Here is a 19,416-nt window from a genome sequence, read left to right on the forward strand (position 1 = left end):
CGCTGGCTGGCCATCGTGCTGGAACGTCTCCCGACGTGCCCCAACAGCCAGATTGATTCGCTGCTGCCATTCCCCGACTTTACTTAGCGCTAAACAGGCTGTACAGGTGGGGCCGCTGGCCGCTTACATTGCGAGATCGCTTCATTCATGAGCAAGTGTGGCGAATGTTGATGCGCCTCGGCCAAGCGCTTGAGGCGACGATGGATTCAACACTAAGGTCAAGCGCGAGGATGTGGGAGAACATACAAACTCCGACAATCCGGCGTGGAACGACTAAGTACACGAAGGCAAATGTGAAGCAGGCATACACATTCAACAGGAGCCTAGTGGTTTAGAACAGCCCTCAGGCGACAAGTTCCCTGTAAGCGAGAAATCAGGTAGAGCCGGTTGCATGGACTCTTTTACGCCCGCGCCGCCGGCAAACGCGGCGCCGCGAAATGCTGCGCCAGGGTCTGGCCCAAGCCTTCCTCGACCGCCACCTCGACCTGGCGCGCCAGTGCGCTGCCGTCGAGCGTCAGCGGCGAGTTCTTGTCGAGCTCGTCTTCTTTGTCGAGGTCGATGGCCACGGCCGCGTCGATCGCCGTGCGGCCGAACACGAACAGGCGGTACACGTCGGCCAGCTTGAGCTTGTCCACATTGACCAGCAACACCCAGTTCTCGGCGCTTTCGATGGCGCGCTTGCCCCAGCGCGAACGCGTGGTCACGTTCGCCTGCACCCGGCCGACCCAGCCCACGGCCAGCATCTGTTCGAGCAAGGTGGTCATTTCATCGTAGCCGATGCGGGTGTGGGCGCGGATCGCCGCGCTCGACACCAGCGCCGTATCGCCCATCCGGGCGCGCCCGTACAGCACTTTGAGGATCGCCATGGCGTCCACGAACTCCCCGCCCGGCGCCGGCTCGTACCACCAGCGCTCGTACTTGACGACCGGCAGCGCCGCGGTGATGATCGCGCCGACCAGGGTGATCATCCACGACAGGTAAATCCACAGCAAAAACAGCGGCAGCGCCGCCAGCGCGCCATAGATGATCGCGTAGGTCGGAAACTGGCTGACGAACATGGCGAACAGGCGCTTGGCGACCTCGAAGGCGACCGCCGCCACCAGGCCGCCCCAGACCGCGTCGCGCCAGTCGACAAAGCGGTTCGGCACCGTCATGTAGAGCAGCGTGTAGGCGCCGGTGGTCAGCCCGACCGAGGCGGCCGTGTAAAACAGGGCGCTCAAGAACGGCGAGGCGCTGGTCAGCGCGCTGGTGGCCATGAACAGTTGCGAGGTGGCCGTCAGCGACAGGCCGAACAGCAGCGGCCCGAGCGTCACCAGCGCCCAGTAAATCGTCACGCGCTGGGCGATCGGGCGCACTTCGCGCACCCTCCAGATCTGGTTGAAGGCGCGCTCGATCATGTTCATCATCGCCGCCGAGGTCAACACCAGCGCCACCGCGCCCACCGCCGACAGGCTCTTGGCCTTGCTGGCGAACTGGGTCAGGTTGCCGGTGATGGTGTTGGCGATGGCCTTGGGCATCAGGGTCTGGACAAAATACGCCTCCAGCGCAACCCTGAAATTGCTAAAGACGGGAAAGGTCGTGAAAATCGCCAGCACGATGGTCAGCAGCGGCACCAGCGCCAGGGTGCTGGTGAACGTGAGGCTGCCTGCCACCTGCGGCAATTTCTCTTCGTTCAGGCGGCGCCGGGCGAAGCGGAGCAGGTCGCGCGCTTCGCTCCAGGTCAGGCCGCGTACCATGTCGACGCTGGTATTGATCATCTCGCTGGTGGACCGGGAAATCGCATGGACTGTTTTTGAAAGCATGTATCTTGAGAAACGCGTGAAAAACGCGCCGGCGTCGCCGATGTAACCTTGTAAAGCGCCCTATAATACCAACGATGAACCAAACCAATCCGATTATTCTCGTTTTGTACTACTCGCGCCATGGCGCCACGCGCAAGCTGGCCGAACTCATCGCCCAGGGCATCGAGAGCGTCCCCGGGGTCGATGCGCGCCTGCGCACCGTGCCCGCCGTCTCCACCGTGGCCGAATCGACCGCGCCGGCCATTCCCTCCGCCGGCGCGCCCTACGTCGACGCGCAGGACCTGGCCGAATGCGCCGGCCTGGCGCTGGGCTCGCCCACGCGCTTCGGCAACATGGCGTCTTCCCTCAAGTATTTTCTGGACGGCACGGCGGCCGAATGGCTGGCCGGCACCCTGTCGGGCAAACCGGCGGTTGTGTTCACCTCCACCGGCAGCCTGCACGGCGGCCAGGAATCGACCCTGCTGTCGATGATGATCCCGCTGCTGCACCACGGCATGATGATCATGGGCCTGCCTTACAGCAACCCGGAACTGATGACCACCACCAGCGGCGGCACGCCTTACGGCCCGACCCACTGGGCCGGCGTGGATGGCGACAAGCCGGTCAGCGACGATGAAAAACGCCTGGCCATCGCCATGGGCCGCCGCCTGGCCGACACCGCCGCGCGCCTGCAGGGAGCACGATAAATGCAGCCACCCAAGTACTTTCACATCGGCGCCATCGCCAGCCTGGTGATCCTGATCGCCTGGCTGCTGGCCTGGGAAACCCTGGTCGCGCCATTGCGCCCCGGCAGCTGGATCCTCTCGCTCAAGGTCTTGCCCCTGCTGATCCCCCTGGGCGGGGTGATCAAGCGCGATATTTACACCCTGCAATGGTCGTCGATGGTGATCTTGCTGTACTTCACCGAAGGCGTGGTGCGCGCCTGGAGCGACAAGCTGGAAATATCGCGCTTCATGGCGATGGGCGAAATCGTGCTCGTGCTGGTGTATTTCGCCTGCGCGCTGCTGTACCTGCGTCCGTATAAAAAAGCCGCGAAGAAAATGGCCAAGGAATTGCTGGAGAAAGTGAACTCCACCAAGTCGACGAAGTGACCGCCCCCAACGCATCGCCCCAGGCCGGCCCCGGCGCCGGCTTCCTCGAGCGCTGCCGCGCCATCGCCGGCGCGGCCCACGTGCTCACCGGCGAGGCCGACATGGCGCCCTTCCTCACCGACTGGCGCGGCCGCTTCACCGGGCGCGCGCTGGCGGTGCTGCGCCCGGCCGACCCGCAGCAGGTGGCGCAGCTGGTGCAAGCCTGCGCCGCCCACCGCGTGCCGCTGGTGCCGCAAGGCGGCAAGACCGGCCTGGTGCTGGGCAGCGTGCCGGACGCGAGCGGCAACGCCGTGGTGCTCTCGCTGGCGCGCCTGAACCGGGTGCGCGCGCTCGATGCGCTCAACCGCACCATCACGGTCGACGCCGGCTGCATCCTGCAAACCATCCAGGAAGCGGCCGCGCTTGAGGGCTGCCTGTTTCCCCTGTCGCTGGCGGCCGAAGGCAGTTGCAGCATCGGCGGCAACCTGTCGACCAACGCCGGCGGCACCGCCGTGCTGCGCTACGGCAACACGCGCGAGCTGTGCCTGGGGCTGGAAGTGGTGACCGCCCAGGGCGAGATCTGGAACGGCCTGCGCGGCCTGCGCAAGGACAATACCGGCTACGACCTGCGCGACCTGTTCATCGGCGCCGAAGGCACGCTCGGCGTGATCACCGGCGCCGTGCTGCGCCTGTTTCCGCAGCCGAAGGCGTCGATCACGGCGCTGGTGGCGATTGGCGCGCCGCGCCAGGCGCTCGACCTCTTGACCCTGGCGCAGGAGCGCTGCGGCGCCAGCCTGACCGGCTTCGAGCTGATGTCCGACTTTTGCCTGCGCCTGGTCGGCACCCATTTCCCCAGCCTGGCGCAGCCGTTCGTGACGCGCCACCCGCAGTACGTGCTGCTGGAACTGTCGAGCAGCGAATCGGAACAGCACGCGGTCGGCCTGCTGGAACAGACCATCGCCGACGCGATTGCCCAGGATATTGCCGACGACGCCGTCGTGGCCACCTCGGTCGGCCAGTCGCTGGCCCTGTGGCAGTTGCGCGAACACATTCCGCTGGCGCAGGCGGCGGCCGGCAAGAACATCAAGCACGACATCGCCCTGCCGGTCTCGCGCATCGCCGACTTCATCGACAGCACCGACGTGCAGGTGCTGGCGGCGTACCCCGGCTGCCAGCTGGTCTGCTTCGGCCATGTGGGCGACGGCAACCTGCACTACAACGTGGCGCCGCCGCCGGGCACCGCGCACGAGGATTTTTTGGCCAACCAGGACGCGATCAACCGCATCGTGCACGACAGCGTGGCCGCGCATGCCGGCTCGATTTCGGCCGAACACGGCATCGGCGCCCTCAAACGAGACGAGCTCAAGCGATATAGATCGGAAGTCGAACTGAACATGATGCGTGCCATCAAAGCGGCGCTTGACCCGCTCGGCATTATGAACCCTGGAAAAATCCTCTGACCGGAGACCATCATGTTACGACACCTGACCATTCTGGGCCTGCTGGCCCTGTGCGGCGCCGCCAGCGCCGACACCATCTACAAATGTACGGCCGGCGGCAAGATCACCTACAGCGGCGCGCCGTGCACCGAAGGCCGCGCCACCGCGCTCGACGCCATGCCGGCGCCAGCGGGTGCCGATGCGGACGCCGCCAGGACCCTTGAGCGGCAGAAAGCCATGCTGGCGACATTGCAAAAGGAACGCGCCAGCAGCGACGCCAGGCAGGCGAAGGCCGCGCAAGAGGCCACGCACATCAACCGCGTCTCCGCCGGGCGCCAGGCCGACTGCGCCAGGATGCGCCAAAAACAGCAAAAAGAACAAAAGCGCCTGGCCGCCGAAGCCGCCAAGGTGGGCGGACAAGGCAAGATCGAGCGCGACCTCGACGCCGAGGCCATGGCCAAGGCGGTCGACGCCGCGTGCAGCCGATGAAGACACTGTCACGCTGGCTCCTGTTCGGCGAATGGCGCGCGCACCCGGTACGGGCCCTGCTCGCGGTGGCCGCCATTGCGGTCGGCGTGGCGATGGGCTTTGCCATCCACCTGATCAACGCCTCCGCCTTCAACGAGTTTTCGGCGGCGGTCAAGAGCCTGTCGGGCCAGGCCGACATCCAGGTATCCGCGCGCGACACCGGCTTCGACGAAGCGATCTACCCGCGCCTGGCCCGGCACCGCTCGGTGGCGGTGGCCTCGCCGGTGCTGACCCTTAACGCCGGCGTGCCCGGCGCGCAGGGCAACCTGAAAATCATCGGGCTCGATGCCTTTCGCGCCGGCTTTGTCTCGCCGGGCCTGCTCGGCGCCACCGACGGCGACAACATGCTCGACATGATGGCCGACGACGCCGTGTTCCTGTCGCCGGCCGCCATGAGCTGGCTCAAGACCCGGCGCGGCGGCAGCGTCCAGCTGCGCTCGGGCACGCGCGACTTTACCCTGCGCGTGGCCGGCGGCCTGCAGGAAGCGCGTCCCGGCCAGCGCATCGGCGTGATGGACATTGGCGCCGCCCAGTGGCGCTTCGACAAAATCGGCACGCTCACCCGCGTCGACCTGCGCCTGCGCGATGGCGTCGACCGCGCGTCGTTCCAGCGCGAGCTGGCGCAGGAACTCGAACGCGATTTCCCCGGCCGCTTCAACGTCGGCCAGCCGAACGACGACGACGCCGAAAGCCGCAACCAGGGCATGAGCCGCGCCTACCGCGTCAACCTCACCGTGCTGGCGCTGGTGGCCTTGTTTACCGGCGCCTTCCTGGTGTTTTCGACCCAGGCGCTGTCGGTGATCCGGCGCCGCAGCCAGTTCGCGCTGCTGCGCGTGCTCGGCGTCGAACGCGGCCAGTTGCTGCGCCAGGTCCTGCTCGAAGGCGCCAGCCTGGGCGTGCTCGGTGCCTTGCTCGGCATCGGCGCCGGCTACGCGCTGGCCGCCACCGCGCTGCACTTTTTCGGCGGCGACCTGGGGGCCGGCTACTTCACCGGTGCGCGGCCGAGCGTCCAGTTCACGCCCGTGGCGGCCGTGGTGTTCTTCACCCTGGGCCTGGGCGTGGCCTTGCTCGGGTGCCTGGCGCCCGCCTACGAAGCCGCGCGCGCGGCGCCCGCCGTGGCGCTCAAATCGGGCACCGACGAAGTCGCGCTGGCGCGCCTGGCGCGCATCTGGCCATCGGCGCTGTGCATCGTGGCGGCGGCCGCGCTGGCGTTCGCGCCGCCGGTATTCGAACTGCCGCTGTTCGGTTACGCCGCCATCGGCCTGCTGCTGATCGGCGGGATCGGGCTGATGCCGCGCCTGGCCGCCTCGCTGTTCGGACTGGTCAACCGCGCGGCGATGCGCCGCACGATCCGCCATCCGGTGCTCGCGCTGACCATGGCGCGCCTGGCCAACGCCTCCGGCCAGGCCGCCATCGCGCTGGGCGGCGTGCTGTCGAGTTTCAGCCTGATGGTGGCGATGGCGATCATGGTATCGAGCTTTCGCGTCTCGCTCGACGACTGGCTGGTGCAACTGCTGCCGGCCGACCTGTACGTGCGTATCGCCAGTGCCGGCAGCGCCGGCGGCCTCGGCCCCCCGGAGCAGGCCGCGCTGACCGCCTTGCCGGGCGCGGCGCGGGTCGACTTCTTGCGGTCGCGCCAGATCTCGCTCGACCCGGCGCGGCCCGACGTGCTGCTCATGGCGCGCACCATCGACGTGCTCGATCCGGGCCGCACGCTCCTGCTGCGGGGCGAGAGCGTGCCGGTACCTGCCGGCGCGGTGCCGGTCTGGGTCTCGGAAGCGATGGTCGACCTGTACGGGCTGAAAGCCGGCGGCACGCTGCGCATGCCGCTCGGTGGCCGGCTGCATGATTTCTTCGTGGCCGGCGTGTGGCGCGACTACGCAACGCAAACCGGCTCGGTGCAGATGCGCCTGACCGACTACCGGCTTCTCACCGGCGACCCGCAGGTCAACGACAGCGCCATGTGGGTCAAGCAAGGCGTCACGGCCGACCAGATGGAGCGGCAGATACGCGCCCTGCCCTTCGGACGCACGCTCGATTTCGCCAAGCCGGGCGACATCCGCGCGCTCAGCATGACCATTTTCGACCGCAGCTTCGCCGTCACTTACGTGCTCGAAGCGATCGCGATTGCCATCGGCCTGGCCGGCGTGGCAGCCACCTTTTCGGCCCAGACCCTGGCGCGCGCCAAGGAATTCGGCATGCTGCGCCACGTGGGCGTGACGCGCGGGCAGATCCTGCGCATCCTCGCGCTCGAAGGCGGCGCCCTCACGGCACTGGGCGTGGCCTGCGGCTTCGGCCTGGGCTTCATCATCAGCACGATCCTGGTCTACGTGGTCAACCCGCAGTCGTTCCACTGGTCGATGCAGCTGCACGTGCCCTGGCCGCTGGTGGCCGGCGTGGCCGCCGTGCTGCTGGCCGCCTCCGTGGTCACGGCGCTGGTGTCGGGACGCTTTGCCCTCTCGGGCGGACCTATTCGAGCAGTCAGGGAGGACTGGTGAAACGATTTGGATTCAGATGCATTCTCGCGCTGCTGCTGGCGGCGGCGCAGACCGGCCATGCCGCGCCGCCAGTGTTCGGCGCGGTCGCCCCCGGCAAACCGCTGTCGTTCCCGGCGGACTACGGCGCCCACCCGGACTACCTCACCGAATGGTGGTACGTCACCGGCTGGCTCACGACCGCCGACGGCAAGCCGCTCGGTTTTCAGGTCACGTTTTTCCGGCGCGCCACCGGGCATGACAGCGCCAACCCGAGTGCGTTCGCGCCCAAGCAGCTGGTGATCGGCCACGCCGCCTTGTCCGACCCCGCGCTCGGCAAGCTGGCGCACGACCAGCGCACCGTGCGCGAAGGCTTCGGCCTGGCGTATGCCAAAACCGGCACCACCGACCTCAAACTGGACGACTGGACCATGGTGCGCGGCGCCGACGGCACCTATCATGTGACAATCGTCTCGCCGCACCTGAACCTGAACCTGACGCTGGCGCCGACCCAGCCGCTGCTGCCGCAAGGCGAGCAAGGCTACTCGCGCAAGAGCGCCGAAGGCCGGCACGCCAGCTACTACTACAGCGAGCCGCAGCTCAAGGTACGCGGCACCGCCGGCGCCGGCAAGGGCGCCGCGCGCAGCGTCGAAGGGCGCGCCTGGCTCGATCACGAATGGTCGACCGAAGCGCTGCCGCCCGAGACCCAGGGCTGGAATTGGGTCGGCGCCAACCTCGATGACGGCTCGGCGCTGATGGCTTTCCAGATCCGCAGCAAACAAGGTGGTAAACTATGGGCGCACGCGACGCTGCGCGATGCGGCTGGCAAAGTGACGCAATACGCCCCGGGCGACGTGGTATTTACGCCGCAGACCCACTGGACGTCGCCGCGCACGAACGCCGTCTACCCGGTGGCGACGACCATCACCACCGGCTTCACGCAATGGCACATTGCCCCCCTGCAGCCAGACCAGGAGCTTGATTCGCGGCGCTCGACCGGCGCCGTGTACTGGGAAGGCGCGGTGACGATCAAGCGCGATGGGGTGCCGGCCGGCCATGGCTACCTCGAAATGACCGGTTACGACCGTGCGATGAAATTTTAAAAAACGAACACTGAAGCACTGACACGATGACCAACAGCTCCACCAGCAGCGCCAGCCCAAGCAACAGCGCAAGTAATAGCCCGACCAACAGCAACGCGTCCGACGCCAGCCGCAAAGGCAGTCTGGCAGCATTCAAAGGCCTGTTCCCGTTCCTGCGTCCGTACCGCCGCCAGTTCCTGATGGCCGGCATCGCGCTGGTGGTCGCGGCCGGCGCCACCCTGGCGATTCCGGCCGCCTTCAAGCAGATGATCGACCTCGGTTTCGGCGCCTCGGCCGGAGCCAAGAGCATTCGCCATGTCGACGCCACCTTCCTCGCCCTGTTCGGCGTCGCCTCGCTGCTGGCGGTGGCCACCGCGGCGCGCTTCTTTACCGTCAGCTGGCTGGGCGAGCGCGTTACCGCCGACATCCGCAGCGCCGTCTACAAGCACGTGGTGGACCAGAGCCCGGAGTTTTTCGAAACCACCCAAACCGGCGAAGTCCTCTCGCGCATCACCACCGACACCACCCTGATCCAGGCGGTGGTCGGCACCAGCATCTCGATGGCGCTGCGTAACGTGCTGCTGTTCCTGGGCGGCCTGGTGATGCTGTTCGTGACCAGCGTCAAGCTCTCCTCCATCATCCTGGCGCTGCTGGTGGCGGTGATCGTCCCGATCGTGCTGTTCGGGCGGCGCGTGCGCAAGCTCTCGCGCGACTCGCAGGACCGCATCGCCGACGCCTCCGCCATGGCCGGCGAAATCCTCAACGCCATGCCGACCGTGCAAGCCTTCACGCACGAAAAAATCGAATCGGCGCGTTTCGGCCAGTCGGTCGAAGGCGCCTTTTCGACCGCGATGCGGCGCATCCGCGCGCGCGCCCTGCTGACGATGCTCGCCATCGTGCTGGTGTTCGGCACCATCGTCTTCGTGCTGTGGCTGGGCGCGCACGCCGTCCTGGAAGGCAGCATGACCGGCGGCGACCTTGGCCAGTTCATTCTGTACGCCTCGATCGTGGCCGGCTCGATCGGCGCGCTCTCGGAAGTGATGGGCGAAGCCCAGCGCGCCGCCGGCGCCACCGAGCGCCTGCTCGAACTGCTGTCGGTCCAGTCCTCGATCCAGAATCCGGCCAAGCCGGTCACCCTGCCGGCGCGCACCGCCAGCGGCGCCGCGCTGGCCCTGAACGACGTCACCTTCTCGTATCCATCGCGCCCCGAAACGGCGGCGCTGGGGCACCTGACGCTGTCGATCGCGCCCGGCGAAACGGTGGCCGTGGTCGGCCCGTCGGGAGCCGGCAAGACCACCCTGTTCCAGCTGTTCCTGCGTTTTTACGACCCGCAAAGCGGCACCATCACGCTCGACGGCGTCGACATCAAGCGGCTCGACCTGCACACCCTGCGCGACGCCATCGGCATCGTCCCGCAAGACACGGTGATCTTCTCGGCCGACGCCATGGAAAACATCCGCTACGGGCGCGCCGGCGCGAGCGACGCCGAAGTGATTGCGGCGGCGCGCATGGCCGCCGCCCACGAATTCATCGAACGCCTGCCGCAGGGGTACAAATCGTTCCTGGGCGAGCGCGGGGTACGGCTGTCGGGCGGACAGCGGCAGCGGATCGCGATTGCGCGCGCGCTGCTCAAGAATCCGCCACTGCTGCTGCTCGACGAAGCGACCAGCGCGCTCGACGCCGAATCCGAGCGGCTGGTGCAAAGTGCGCTGGAAGCGGCGATGGTCGGGCGCACCACGGTCGTCATCGCGCACCGCCTGGCGACGGTGCAGCGGGCCGACCGCATCATCGTGATGGAAGACGGCCGCATTGTCGAAACCGGCACGCACGCCTCGCTGGTCGCGCTGGGCGGCATCTACGCCAACCTCGCCGCCCTGCAATTCCACAACATCCACATCGCCCACGAAGCGGCCTGAACAATAGCAACACCCAATTGCTTAAGAAATTTCCTACAACCGGGGTCAGAGCTCTAAATAGAAACTTTTTACACTTTTGCGGCGCTGGACCCTGGATGGCACCAAGAAGGTCCTGCCGTGCGATGACAGTCCCGGAGTGACGGCAACACCAGCTTGTTGCCGAGGTAGCCGGTCACCGATTTAACAAAGTTTCGAGTTAGAGCTCTGACCCCGGTTGAGGAATTAGTTGCTGAAGGAGAGCGTGGTGACGGATGCGGAGTTGTTTCAACAGTGCCATACGGTGTTGCCGGGCCATCGGGTGCGCACGCCGGCGCAGATGTTCGCCGCCATGGCCGCGTGGTGCGAGGATAATCGCGTCGCCCACGACGTCTACGGCAACGGTGCGCTGATCGAGGCGTTCGAGCAGAAAATCGCCGACCTGCTCGGCTTCGAGGCGGCCGTGTTCTGCATCAGCGGGACCATGGCCCAGGCGACAGCGCTGCGCCTGGCCTGCGAGGACCGCGCCAGCCAGTTGGTCGCGCTCCATCCGACCTCGCACATCCTCGTCCACGAAAAATCGAACTACCAGCTGCTCGGGCACTTCCAGGCGCTGCAGACGGGTGACCGCCACCGCCCCTGGTCGAGCGCGGACTTGCGCGCCATTCCCGACAAACTCGGCGCCGTCGCCATCGAAATCCCGATGCGCGAAATCGGCGGACAAAATCCGCCGTGGGAGGAGCTCGAGGCGATCAAGGCCCACTGCCGCACCCGCAACGCGCACCTGCACATGGATGGCGCGCGACTGTGGGAAGCAGCCGCCGCCTTCAAGCGCCCGCTGCGCGAGATCGCCGCCGGCTTCGATTCGGTCTATGTCTCGCTGTACAAGGGCATCGGCGGCCTCGGTGGCGCCATGCTGGCCGGGCGCCGCGCGTTCGTCGAACGCGCCGCCGAGTGGTTCCGCCGCGAAGGCGGCAATGTGATCCACCGCTCGCCCTACGTGGTGGCGGCGGCGATGCAGTTCGACGCGCGCCTGGCCGCGATGCCGCATTACTTCCGCCGCACCGAGTGGCTGTACGAGGTGCTGCGCGACTTTCCGGCGCTGCGCGTCAATCCGGCGCGCCCGCAGGCGAACATGCTGCACCTGCACCTGCCGGTGGCGCGCGAACGGGCGCTGGAGATCCGCAACCGCATCGCACACGAGCACCAGATATGGCTGTTCGGCCGCGCCGCCCATGGCGCGCTGGCCGACACCAGCGTGGTGGAACTGTACGTCGGCGAGAACCTCGCCGCCCTGCCCGACCAGCGCGTGCGCGACAGCGTCGAACTGCTGGCGCGGGCCCTGGCAGGCCAATAAGATACGGTTGAACTATAATACGGAGTTTTAGCGATGCGCCAATACCTCGACTTCATGCGCCATGTGAAAGACCATGGCACCGAAAAAACCGACCGCACCGGCACCGGTACGCGCTCCGTCTTCGGCCATCAGATGCGCTTCAACCTGCAGGACGGGTTTCCCTTGGTGACCACCAAGAAGGTGCATCTCAAATCCATCATCCATGAATTGATCTGGTTCCTGGCCGGCTCCACCAATATCGGCTACCTCAAGGACAACGGCGTCAGTATCTGGGACGACTGGGCCGACGCCAATGGCGACCTCGGTCCCATCTACGGCTACCAGTGGCGCAGCTGGCCGGCCCCGGGCGGCGAACATATCGACCAGATCTCGCAGGTGATGGAGCAGATCAGGAACAATCCCGACTCGCGCCGCATGATCGTCTCGGCCTGGAACGTGGCCGATATCCCGAACATGAAGCTGCCCCCTTGCCACGCGCTGTTCCAGTTCTATGTGGCCGACGGCAAGCTGTCGTGCCAGCTGTATCAGCGCAGCGCCGACATTTTTCTGGGCGTGCCGTTCAATATCGCGTCGTATGCGATCCTGACCCACATGATGGCCCAGCAGGCCGGCCTGGAAGTGGGCGACTTCGTCTGGACCGGCGGCGACTGCCACTTGTATTCGAACCACATGGAGCAGGTCGACCTGCAACTGGCGCGCGCGCCGTTCGCGCTCCCGCGCCTGGTCATCAAGCGCAAGCCGGACTCGCTGTTCGACTACAAGTTCGAGGACTTCGAGGTCGTCGGCTACGAATCGCACCCGCACATCAAGGCGCCGGTCGCGGTGTAAGAAAGCGCCCGCGGGCGCTTTCTTACACTTAAAACTCTTCCCAATCCGCTTCGACCGCGGCGCTGGCCGCGCGCCTCGGGGCGGCTGCCTTCGATGCGGCTGCTTTCGGTGCGCCGGCCCTGGGTGCTGGCGGCTGCGGTTTGCCGGCCAGGCGCGCGGCTGCGGTTGCCGGCTTGCGCGCCGGCGCCGTGCGCACCTCCTGCGGCGCCCGCGCCGGCGCACCATCGACCTTGAACACGCTGACCACCTGCGTCAGCGCGCCAGCCTGTTCGCGCAGCAGGCCGGCCGCCGCCGCGGCTTCCTCGACCAGGCCCACGTTTTGCTGGGTGATCGAATCCATCTGTCCGACCGCTTCGTTGATCTGGTCGATGCCGGCCGTCTGCTCGGCGCTGGCGGTGGTGATTTCGCCCATGATGTCGGTCACGCGGGCGATGCTGGTGACGATTTCCTGCATCGTCACGCCAGCCTGGTCGACCAGCTTGGCGCCGCTGTCGACCTTGTCGACCGAGTCGCCGATCAGCTGCTTGATTTCCTTGGCGGCGCCGGCCGAACGTTGCGCCAGGTTGCGCACCTCCGATGCCACCACCGCGAAGCCGCGTCCCTGCTCGCCGGCGCGCGCCGCTTCCACCGCCGCATTGAGCGCGAGGATATTGGTCTGGAAGGCGATGCCGTCGATGACGGCAATGATGTCGACGATCTTCTTGGACGAGGCGTTGATCGAGCCCATGGTCTCGACCACCTGGGCCACCACCACGCCACCCTTGGTCGCCACTTCCGACGCCGACTGCGCCAGCACATTGGCCTGGCGCGCATTATCGGCGTTCTGGCGCACGGTGCTGGTCAATTCCTCCATCGAGGCGGCTGTCTGTTCCAGCGAACTGGCCTGGGAGCTGGTGCGGTCCGACAGGTCGGTGTTACCGGCCGCGATTTCGCCCGCCGCGCTGGAAATGGTGTCGGTGCTGCCGCGCACCTCAAGGACGATCTGCGCCAGGTTCGATTTCATCTTGTCCATCGCACCGAGCAAGGCGCCGATTTCATTGCGTCCGTGCTTGCCGATCTTGCCGGTCAGGTCGCCGTCCGCCACGCGCACCGCGATCCGCATCGCTTCCTTGAGCGGCAGCGAAATCGCGCGCAGCAGCGCCCAGCCCACCGCGATCCCGAGCACCACGCCGACGACCAGCACCGCCACCATGGCGTAGGCGGTGTGCTCGAGTTCTTGCTTGACGCGCACTTCATCGCTGTTGACGCGCGTGGCGATGGCTTCCTTCATGCGCTCCATCGCCGCGTCGCCCACGCGGTAGGTCGGGTTGATCTTCTTGATCAGCACATGTTCGGCGTCGACCCATTTGCCGGCCTTGATCAGGGCCGCCGTGGAGCGGATGTGTTCCAGTCCCAGCCCGTCGCTTTTGGCAAACCATTCCTCGGCCAGGCGCTTCTCTTCCGGCGATTTGATGGCGGCCATATATTCCTTCCAGCGCTTGGTGGCGCGCTCCGCAATCGCCTCGATCTGGTCGAAATGCACGCTAAGGGCATGGTCGTGCAACTGCGACGAGGGCAGTATCGGGTTATGCTGGAGCGCTTGCAGGATCTGGCTGCGATTGAGTTCCATCTCGAGCCGGCTGGCCGCCTGCACCGAGCTGTTTTTGTAGTCTTCGAGCGTGACGTCGCGGATCAGGGCGACAGAATGGCCGGCGCTGTAGATGCCCGTGGCGCCAACCGCCACCAGCAGCAAGATCAGGAAGCCGAGAACCCCGGTGACGAGGTTTTTGATGCTGATGTTGTCGAACATTCGATACTCCTTGAATTGCTGTTCCGAAGCGAAGCGTTGAAAGGCCGGCGCGCACCATGCGCACCGGCTGCGGTACTAATCTGCGGCGGCGGGCCGTACGCGCGCGAAAAATGCCTGGATGCCGGCCCGCAGTCCGTCCACATGCCCGAACTCCAGATAGGTGACGTCGCACAGGTCCTGCAGTTCGCGAATCAGGGTGGTCTTGATCGGCGCTTCCTTCCACACCAAAAACAGCACCGGCGTGCGGCGGCCGCGGAAGATGTGGTAACCCAGCTCGAAAGCGCTGCTCTCGCTCATGCCGACCCGGATGTTGACCAGCGCGTCGGCCTGGTCGAGCAATCCAAGCCGGTGGTCGCGGAAGTGCTTGGGCGTGAACGGCAGGCCGGTATCGCGCTCGAACGACTTCTTGAAGGTATCGGCGCTTTCGGCCTTGGTGCCGGTCAGGTAGTCGAACGGGTACGGCAGGCCGTTGGCGCTGTCGATCAGGTGCAGTACCTGGCCGACCAGATGCTGCTGGGCGGCGTCCGATTCGGTGAAGGGCTGGCGGATGAACAGCTTGAGCGGGGGCGCGCCGACCGTGCGCTGGCGCGCCTGGCGGCGCCGCTCGGGCAGCGTGGCGGCGGCCGCCAGCAGGTCGGCCGCCGTGGGACTTGGCCGCGCCGTGGGCGATGGCGCGGCCAGGGCGGGCGTGCCGTGCAGCTCCTGCAGCGACACCAGGCCGAAGCTGGCCGCATGCAGGCTCGCCTCGAACATGCTTTCGGCGCCGGCGATGGTGGTGCACACCACCGCGCCGGCGGCCAGCGCGGCCACCCGCAGCGCCTGCGAGGCAAGCACCGCACTGCGCCGTTCGTCCACGGTCAGCACCACCATGGCCAGTTCGCGCGCCGCCAGCGCCGCCAGCACCGCCGCGTCGTCGATCTCGTCGACCTCGATGTCGGCGGCGCGGATGACGGTCGCCGTCACCAGGCTGGCGCACAGGGTGAAGCCGGCGTCCGCCAGGCGCCGTGCCAGCGCCACCGCGCGCGCCTGGTCGCCGCGCCGCACGCGCAGGTAGACGCGCCCGCAGGTGGGCGCGTTGACCGATGCCCCCAGTTGCGCCTTGAAGAACGATTCGCCGAAGGTGGAGCCGACGCCCATCACTTCGCCGGTCGACTTCATTTCGGGACTGAGGATGGTGTCGACGCCGGGGAATTTAGCGAACGGGAACACGGCTTCCTTGACGCAGAAGCGCGGCGCCGGCGCTTCATGCACGCCCTGCTGGTCGAGCGAGCGCCCGGCCATGCAACGCGCCGCGATTTTTGCCAGCGGCAGGCCGGTGGCCTTGGACACGAACGGCACGGTGCGCGAGGCGCGCGGGTTCACTTCGAGTACGTACACAAAGTCCAGCAGGCGCGCGTCGACCCGCAACTGCTGCACCGCGAACTGCACGTTCATCAGGCCGACCACGTTCAGCCGGGTCGCCATGAGGGCCGTCTGGCGCTTGATTTCAAGTACCGTGGCTTCGCTCAGCGAATGCGGCGGAAGCGAACAGGCCGAGTCGCCCGAGTGAATGCCGGCCTGCTCGACATGTTCCATCACGCCGCCGATCACCACCCGGCTGCCGTCCGCCACGCAGTCGACATCGACCTCGATGGCGTCGTCCAGGAAGCGGTCCAGCAGCACCGGCGAATCGTGCGAGACCTTGACCGCTTCGCGCATGTAGCGTTCCAGGTCGGCCGCTTCGTGCACGATTTCCATGGCGCGCCCGCCCAGCACATACGAGGGCCGCACCACCAGCGGGTAGCCGATGTCGGCGGCCATGCGCACCGCTTCCTGCTCCGAGCGCGCGGTGCGGTTGCGCGGCTGGCGCAGGTCGATCCCTTGCAGCATGCGCTGGAAGCGTTCGCGGTCTTCGGCGGCGTCGATCATGTCGGGCGAGGTGCCGATGACGGGCACCCCGGCCGCTTCCAGCGCCAGGGCGAGTTTGAGCGGGGTCTGGCCGCCGAACTGCACGATCACGCCTTCGGGCCGTTCGATGGCGACGATCTCCAGCACGTCCTCCAGCGTCACCGGTTCGAAATACAGGCGGTCGGAGGTGTCGAAGTCGGTCGACACGGTTTCGGGATTGCAGTTGACCATGATGGTCTCGTAGCCATCCTCGCGCAGGGCCATGGCCGCGTGCACGCAGCAGTAGTCGAATTCGATGCCCTGCCCGATGCGGTTCGGGCCACCGCCGAGCACCATCATCTTGCGCCGCTCGCTGGGCGCCGCTTCGCACTGCTCGTCGTAGGTCGAATACAGATAGGCCGTGGTGGTGGCGAATTCGCCGGCGCAAGTGTCGACCCGCTTGTACACGGGCCGCACGCCGAGCGCGTGGCGCGCCTCGCGCACCGCCTGCTCGCTTTCGCCCAGCAGCGCGGCCAGGCGGCGGTCGCCGAAACCCTGCTGCTTGAGCCGGACCATGACCGGCTTGTCCAGCGCGGCCAGGGTTTGCTGTTCGATCCACAGCTCGATCTCGACCAGGTCGTGGATCTGCGCCAGGAACCACGGGTCGATCGCGCTGCAGGCGTGCACTTCGTCGAGCGTGTGACCCTGGGCGAACGCTTCGCCCACGTACCAGATGCGGTCCGGCCCCGGTTTGCGCAATTCCTCTTCGATGACGGCGCGCCCGGTCCGCATGCCGTCGCGGCGCACGCCGTCGACCCCGATGTCGAGACCGCGCAGGGCTTTCTGGAACGACTCCTGGAAGGTGCGCCCGATGGCCATGACTTCGCCGACGGACTTCATCTGGGTGGTCAGGTGTTCGTCGGCGCCCGGGAATTTTTCGAAGGCGAAGCGCGGGATCTTGGTCACCACGTAGTCGATCGACGGCTCGAACGAGGCCGGCATGGCGCCGCCGGTGATCTCGTTGCGCAGTTCGTCGAGCGTGAAACCAACCGCCAGCTTGGCCGCCACGCGCGCAATCGGGAACCCGGTCGCTTTGCTGGCCAGCGCCGACGAGCGCGAGACGCGCGGATTCATTTCGACGACGATCAGGCGCCCGTCCGCCGGATTGACCGCGAACTGCACGTTCGAGCCGCCGGTGTCCACGCCCACTTCACGCAGCACCGCCAGGCTGGCGTTGCGCATGATCTGGTATTCCTTGTCGGTCAGCGTCTGCGCTGGCGCCACGGTGATCGAGTCGCCCGTGTGCACGCCCATCGGGTCCAGGTTTTCGATGGAGCAGACGATGATGCAGTTGTCCGCCTTGTCGCGCACGACTTCCATCTCGAACTCTTTCCAGCCGAGCAGCGATTCTTCGATCAGCAGCTCGCACGTTGGCGACAGTTCCAGCCCGCGCTGGCAGATGGTGTGGAACTGCGCGGCGTCGTAGGCGATGCCGCCGCCGCTGCCGCCCATGGTGAACGACGGCCGGATCACGACCGGAAAGCCAAGCGCCGCCTGCGCCTCCCAGGCTTCGGCCATGCTGTGCGCCACGCCCGAACGGGCCGACGCCAGCCCGATGGCGGTCATGGCGGCCTTGAACTTGGCGCGGTCCTCGGCCTTGTCGATCGCGTCGGGCGTGGCGCCGATCAGCTCCACGCCGAATTCGGCCAGCACGCCATGGCGGTGCAGGTCGAGCGCGCAATTGAGCGCGGTCTGCCCGCCCATGGTCGGCAGGATGGCGTCGGGACGTTCTTTGGCGATGATGCGCGCCACCACTTCCCAGGCAATCGGCTCGATGTAGGTGACGTCGGCCATGTCCGGGTCGGTCATGATGGTGGCCGGGTTGCTGTTGACGAGGATGACCTTGTAGCCCTCCTCGCGCAGCGCCTTGCAGGCCTGGGCCCCGGCGTAATCGAACTCGCACGCCTGGCCGATCACGATCGGGCCGGCGCCGATGATCAGGATGCTGCGGATATCTGCGCGCTTAGGCATGTTTGCAATCCTCCATCATGGTCACGAAGCGGTCGAACAGGCCAGCCGTATCGTGCGGGCCGGGAGAAGCTTCGGGGTGGCCCTGGAAGCAGAAGGCCGGTTTGTCCACGCGCTCGAAACCCTGAAGGGTGCGGTCGAACAGCGACACGTGGGTGACCCGGCAGTTGGCCGGCAAGGTCGCGGCATCGACCGCGAAGCCGTGGTTCTGCGATGTGATCGCCACCTTGCCGCTGGCCAGTTCTTGCACCGGGTGGTTGGCGCCGCGGTGGCCGAACTTCATCTTGACCGTGCGCGCGCCCGAGGCCAGCGCCATGATCTGGTGCCCGAGGCAGATGCCGAACACCGGCGTGCCGCTGTCGATCAAGGCGCGCGCGGCCTCGATCGCGTAATCGCAGGCGGCCGGGTCGCCCGGGCCGTTGGAGAGGAAGACGCCGTCGGCGCCGAGCGCCAGCACGTCCGCCGCGCAGGTCGTGGCGGGCAGCACGGTGATCCTGCAGCCGCGCTCGGCGAGCATGCGCAGGATGTTCGATTTGATACCGAAATCGATGGCGGCGACGTGCAGGTGCGCGCGCTGGCGGCGCCCGAATCCGGTCCCCGGCTGCCACACCGTCTGGTCCCATTCGTAGGCCGCTTGCGTGGTCACCAGGCGCGCCAGGTCGGCGCCGGCCAGGCCGTCGAAGGCGCGCGCCAGTGCCAGCGCCGGCTGCGGATCGTCGCCGCTGACGATGGCGCCGTGCTGCGCCCCGCCGTCGCGCAGCAGGCGCGTCAGCTTGCGGGTATCGATGCCGGCGATCGCGATCACGCCATGCGCGGCCAGGTAATCGGACAGGCTGGTGCTGCTCCTGAAGTTAGACGCCAGCAGCGCCAGGTCCCTGATGACCAGCCCCGCCGCATGCACCCGCGCCGATTCGCAGTCCTGCGTGTTGACGCCGGTGTTGCCGATGTGCGGATAGGTGAGCGTGACGATCTGGCGCGCGTAACTGGGGTCGGTCAGGATTTCCTGATACCCGGTCATGGCGGTGTTGAAGACGATTTCGCCGCTGGTCCGGCCGGGCGCGCCGATGGCGCTGCCATGAAATAGCGTGCCATCGGCAAGTGCGAGAATGGCACCGGGGCGCGAGCCCGAGCCGCTGAGCGGGTGCTTCATACAGTCTCCCAGTGAGGTGCTTCGGCACGGCGCGTGGCGGGTTGAAGTGCCCACGCTGCCTGTCGAGAATCACGATACCTGAAAGAAATAATGCCTTACATCGAAGATTTG

General features: G+C 66.8%; 13 protein-coding genes. 9 read left to right on the forward strand and 4 right to left on the reverse strand.

The annotated features are described in order from the left end of the window. Positions 1-401: 401 nt before the first annotated feature. Positions 402-1,757, reverse strand: a complete 1,356-nt coding sequence (locus F2P45_RS25530; protein ID WP_166881075.1) for a YihY family inner membrane protein — start codon at positions 1,755-1,757, stop codon at positions 402-404. 119 nt (positions 1,758-1,876) lie between these two features. On the opposite strand from F2P45_RS25530, the gene wrbA reads away from it, so the two are divergent. The 9 genes from wrbA to F2P45_RS25575 all read left to right on the forward strand — a co-directional run bounded on the left by wrbA (position 1,877) and on the right by F2P45_RS25575 (position 12,472). Further along, a complete protein-coding gene (gene wrbA, locus F2P45_RS25535) occupies positions 1,877-2,488 on the forward strand; it encodes an NAD(P)H:quinone oxidoreductase (protein WP_166881027.1) in 612 nt (203 codons plus the stop codon). Next, entirely contained in the window at positions 2,489-2,893 is a 405-nt protein-coding gene (locus tag F2P45_RS25540; RefSeq protein WP_166881028.1) for a DUF2069 domain-containing protein, read from the forward strand. Next, the gene (locus tag F2P45_RS25545) at positions 2,890-4,332 is read left to right on the forward strand and encodes an FAD-binding oxidoreductase (RefSeq protein WP_370663312.1); all 1,443 of its coding nucleotides are present in this window, start codon (positions 2,890-2,892) and stop codon (positions 4,330-4,332) included. The genes F2P45_RS25540 and F2P45_RS25545 overlap by 4 nt, the downstream gene beginning before the upstream one ends. Positions 4,333-4,344: 12 nt before the next feature. Then, the gene (locus F2P45_RS25550; RefSeq protein WP_166881029.1) at positions 4,345-4,800 is read left to right on the forward strand and encodes a DUF4124 domain-containing protein; all 456 of its coding nucleotides are present in this window, start codon (positions 4,345-4,347) and stop codon (positions 4,798-4,800) included. Beyond that, positions 4,797-7,337, forward strand: coding sequence for an FtsX-like permease family protein (locus tag F2P45_RS25555; protein ID WP_166881030.1), 2,541 nt, complete (start codon positions 4,797-4,799; stop codon positions 7,335-7,337). The genes F2P45_RS25550 and F2P45_RS25555 overlap by 4 nt, the downstream gene beginning before the upstream one ends. Beyond that, entirely contained in the window at positions 7,334-8,416 is a 1,083-nt protein-coding gene (locus tag F2P45_RS25560) for a lipocalin-like domain-containing protein (protein ID WP_166881031.1), read from the forward strand. Before F2P45_RS25555 ends, F2P45_RS25560 begins: the two co-directional genes overlap by 4 nt. 26 nt (positions 8,417-8,442) lie before the next feature. After that, positions 8,443-10,311, forward strand: coding sequence for an ABC transporter transmembrane domain-containing protein (locus tag F2P45_RS25565; RefSeq protein ID WP_166881032.1), 1,869 nt, complete (start codon positions 8,443-8,445; stop codon positions 10,309-10,311). A gap of 244 nt (positions 10,312-10,555) precedes the next feature. Beyond that, a complete protein-coding gene (locus F2P45_RS25570) occupies positions 10,556-11,644 on the forward strand; it encodes a threonine aldolase family protein (RefSeq protein ID WP_166881077.1) in 1,089 nt (362 codons plus the stop codon). Positions 11,645-11,677: 33 nt separating this feature from the next. Beyond that, positions 11,678-12,472, forward strand: a complete 795-nt coding sequence (locus F2P45_RS25575) for a thymidylate synthase (RefSeq protein WP_166881033.1) — start codon at positions 11,678-11,680, stop codon at positions 12,470-12,472. A gap of 28 nt (positions 12,473-12,500) precedes the next feature. Here F2P45_RS25575 and F2P45_RS25580 read toward each other — a convergent pair whose 3' ends face one another. From F2P45_RS25580 to carA, 3 genes are all read right to left on the reverse strand, one after another. Next, positions 12,501-14,261 (reverse strand): methyl-accepting chemotaxis protein, encoded by a 1,761-nt coding sequence (locus tag F2P45_RS25580; protein ID WP_166881034.1) that lies wholly within the window; start codon positions 14,259-14,261, stop codon positions 12,501-12,503. A 75-nt stretch (positions 14,262-14,336) separates the two neighbouring features. Beyond that, positions 14,337-18,158 carry a carbamoyl-phosphate synthase large subunit gene (carB, locus tag F2P45_RS25585; RefSeq protein ID WP_166881035.1) on the reverse strand — a complete coding sequence of 1,274 codons (3,822 nt, stop codon included), beginning with the start codon at positions 18,156-18,158 and terminating at the stop codon, positions 14,337-14,339. Next, a complete protein-coding gene (carA, locus tag F2P45_RS25590) occupies positions 18,151-19,305 on the reverse strand; it encodes a glutamine-hydrolyzing carbamoyl-phosphate synthase small subunit (protein ID WP_166881036.1) in 1,155 nt (384 codons plus the stop codon). Before carA ends, carB begins: the two co-directional genes overlap by 8 nt. Between the last annotated feature and the right edge of the window lie 111 nt (positions 19,306-19,416).

The organism is Massilia mucilaginosa, assembly GCF_011682145.1.
Taxonomy (GTDB): Bacteria; Pseudomonadota; Gammaproteobacteria; order Burkholderiales; family Burkholderiaceae_D; genus Telluria_A; species Telluria_A mucilaginosa.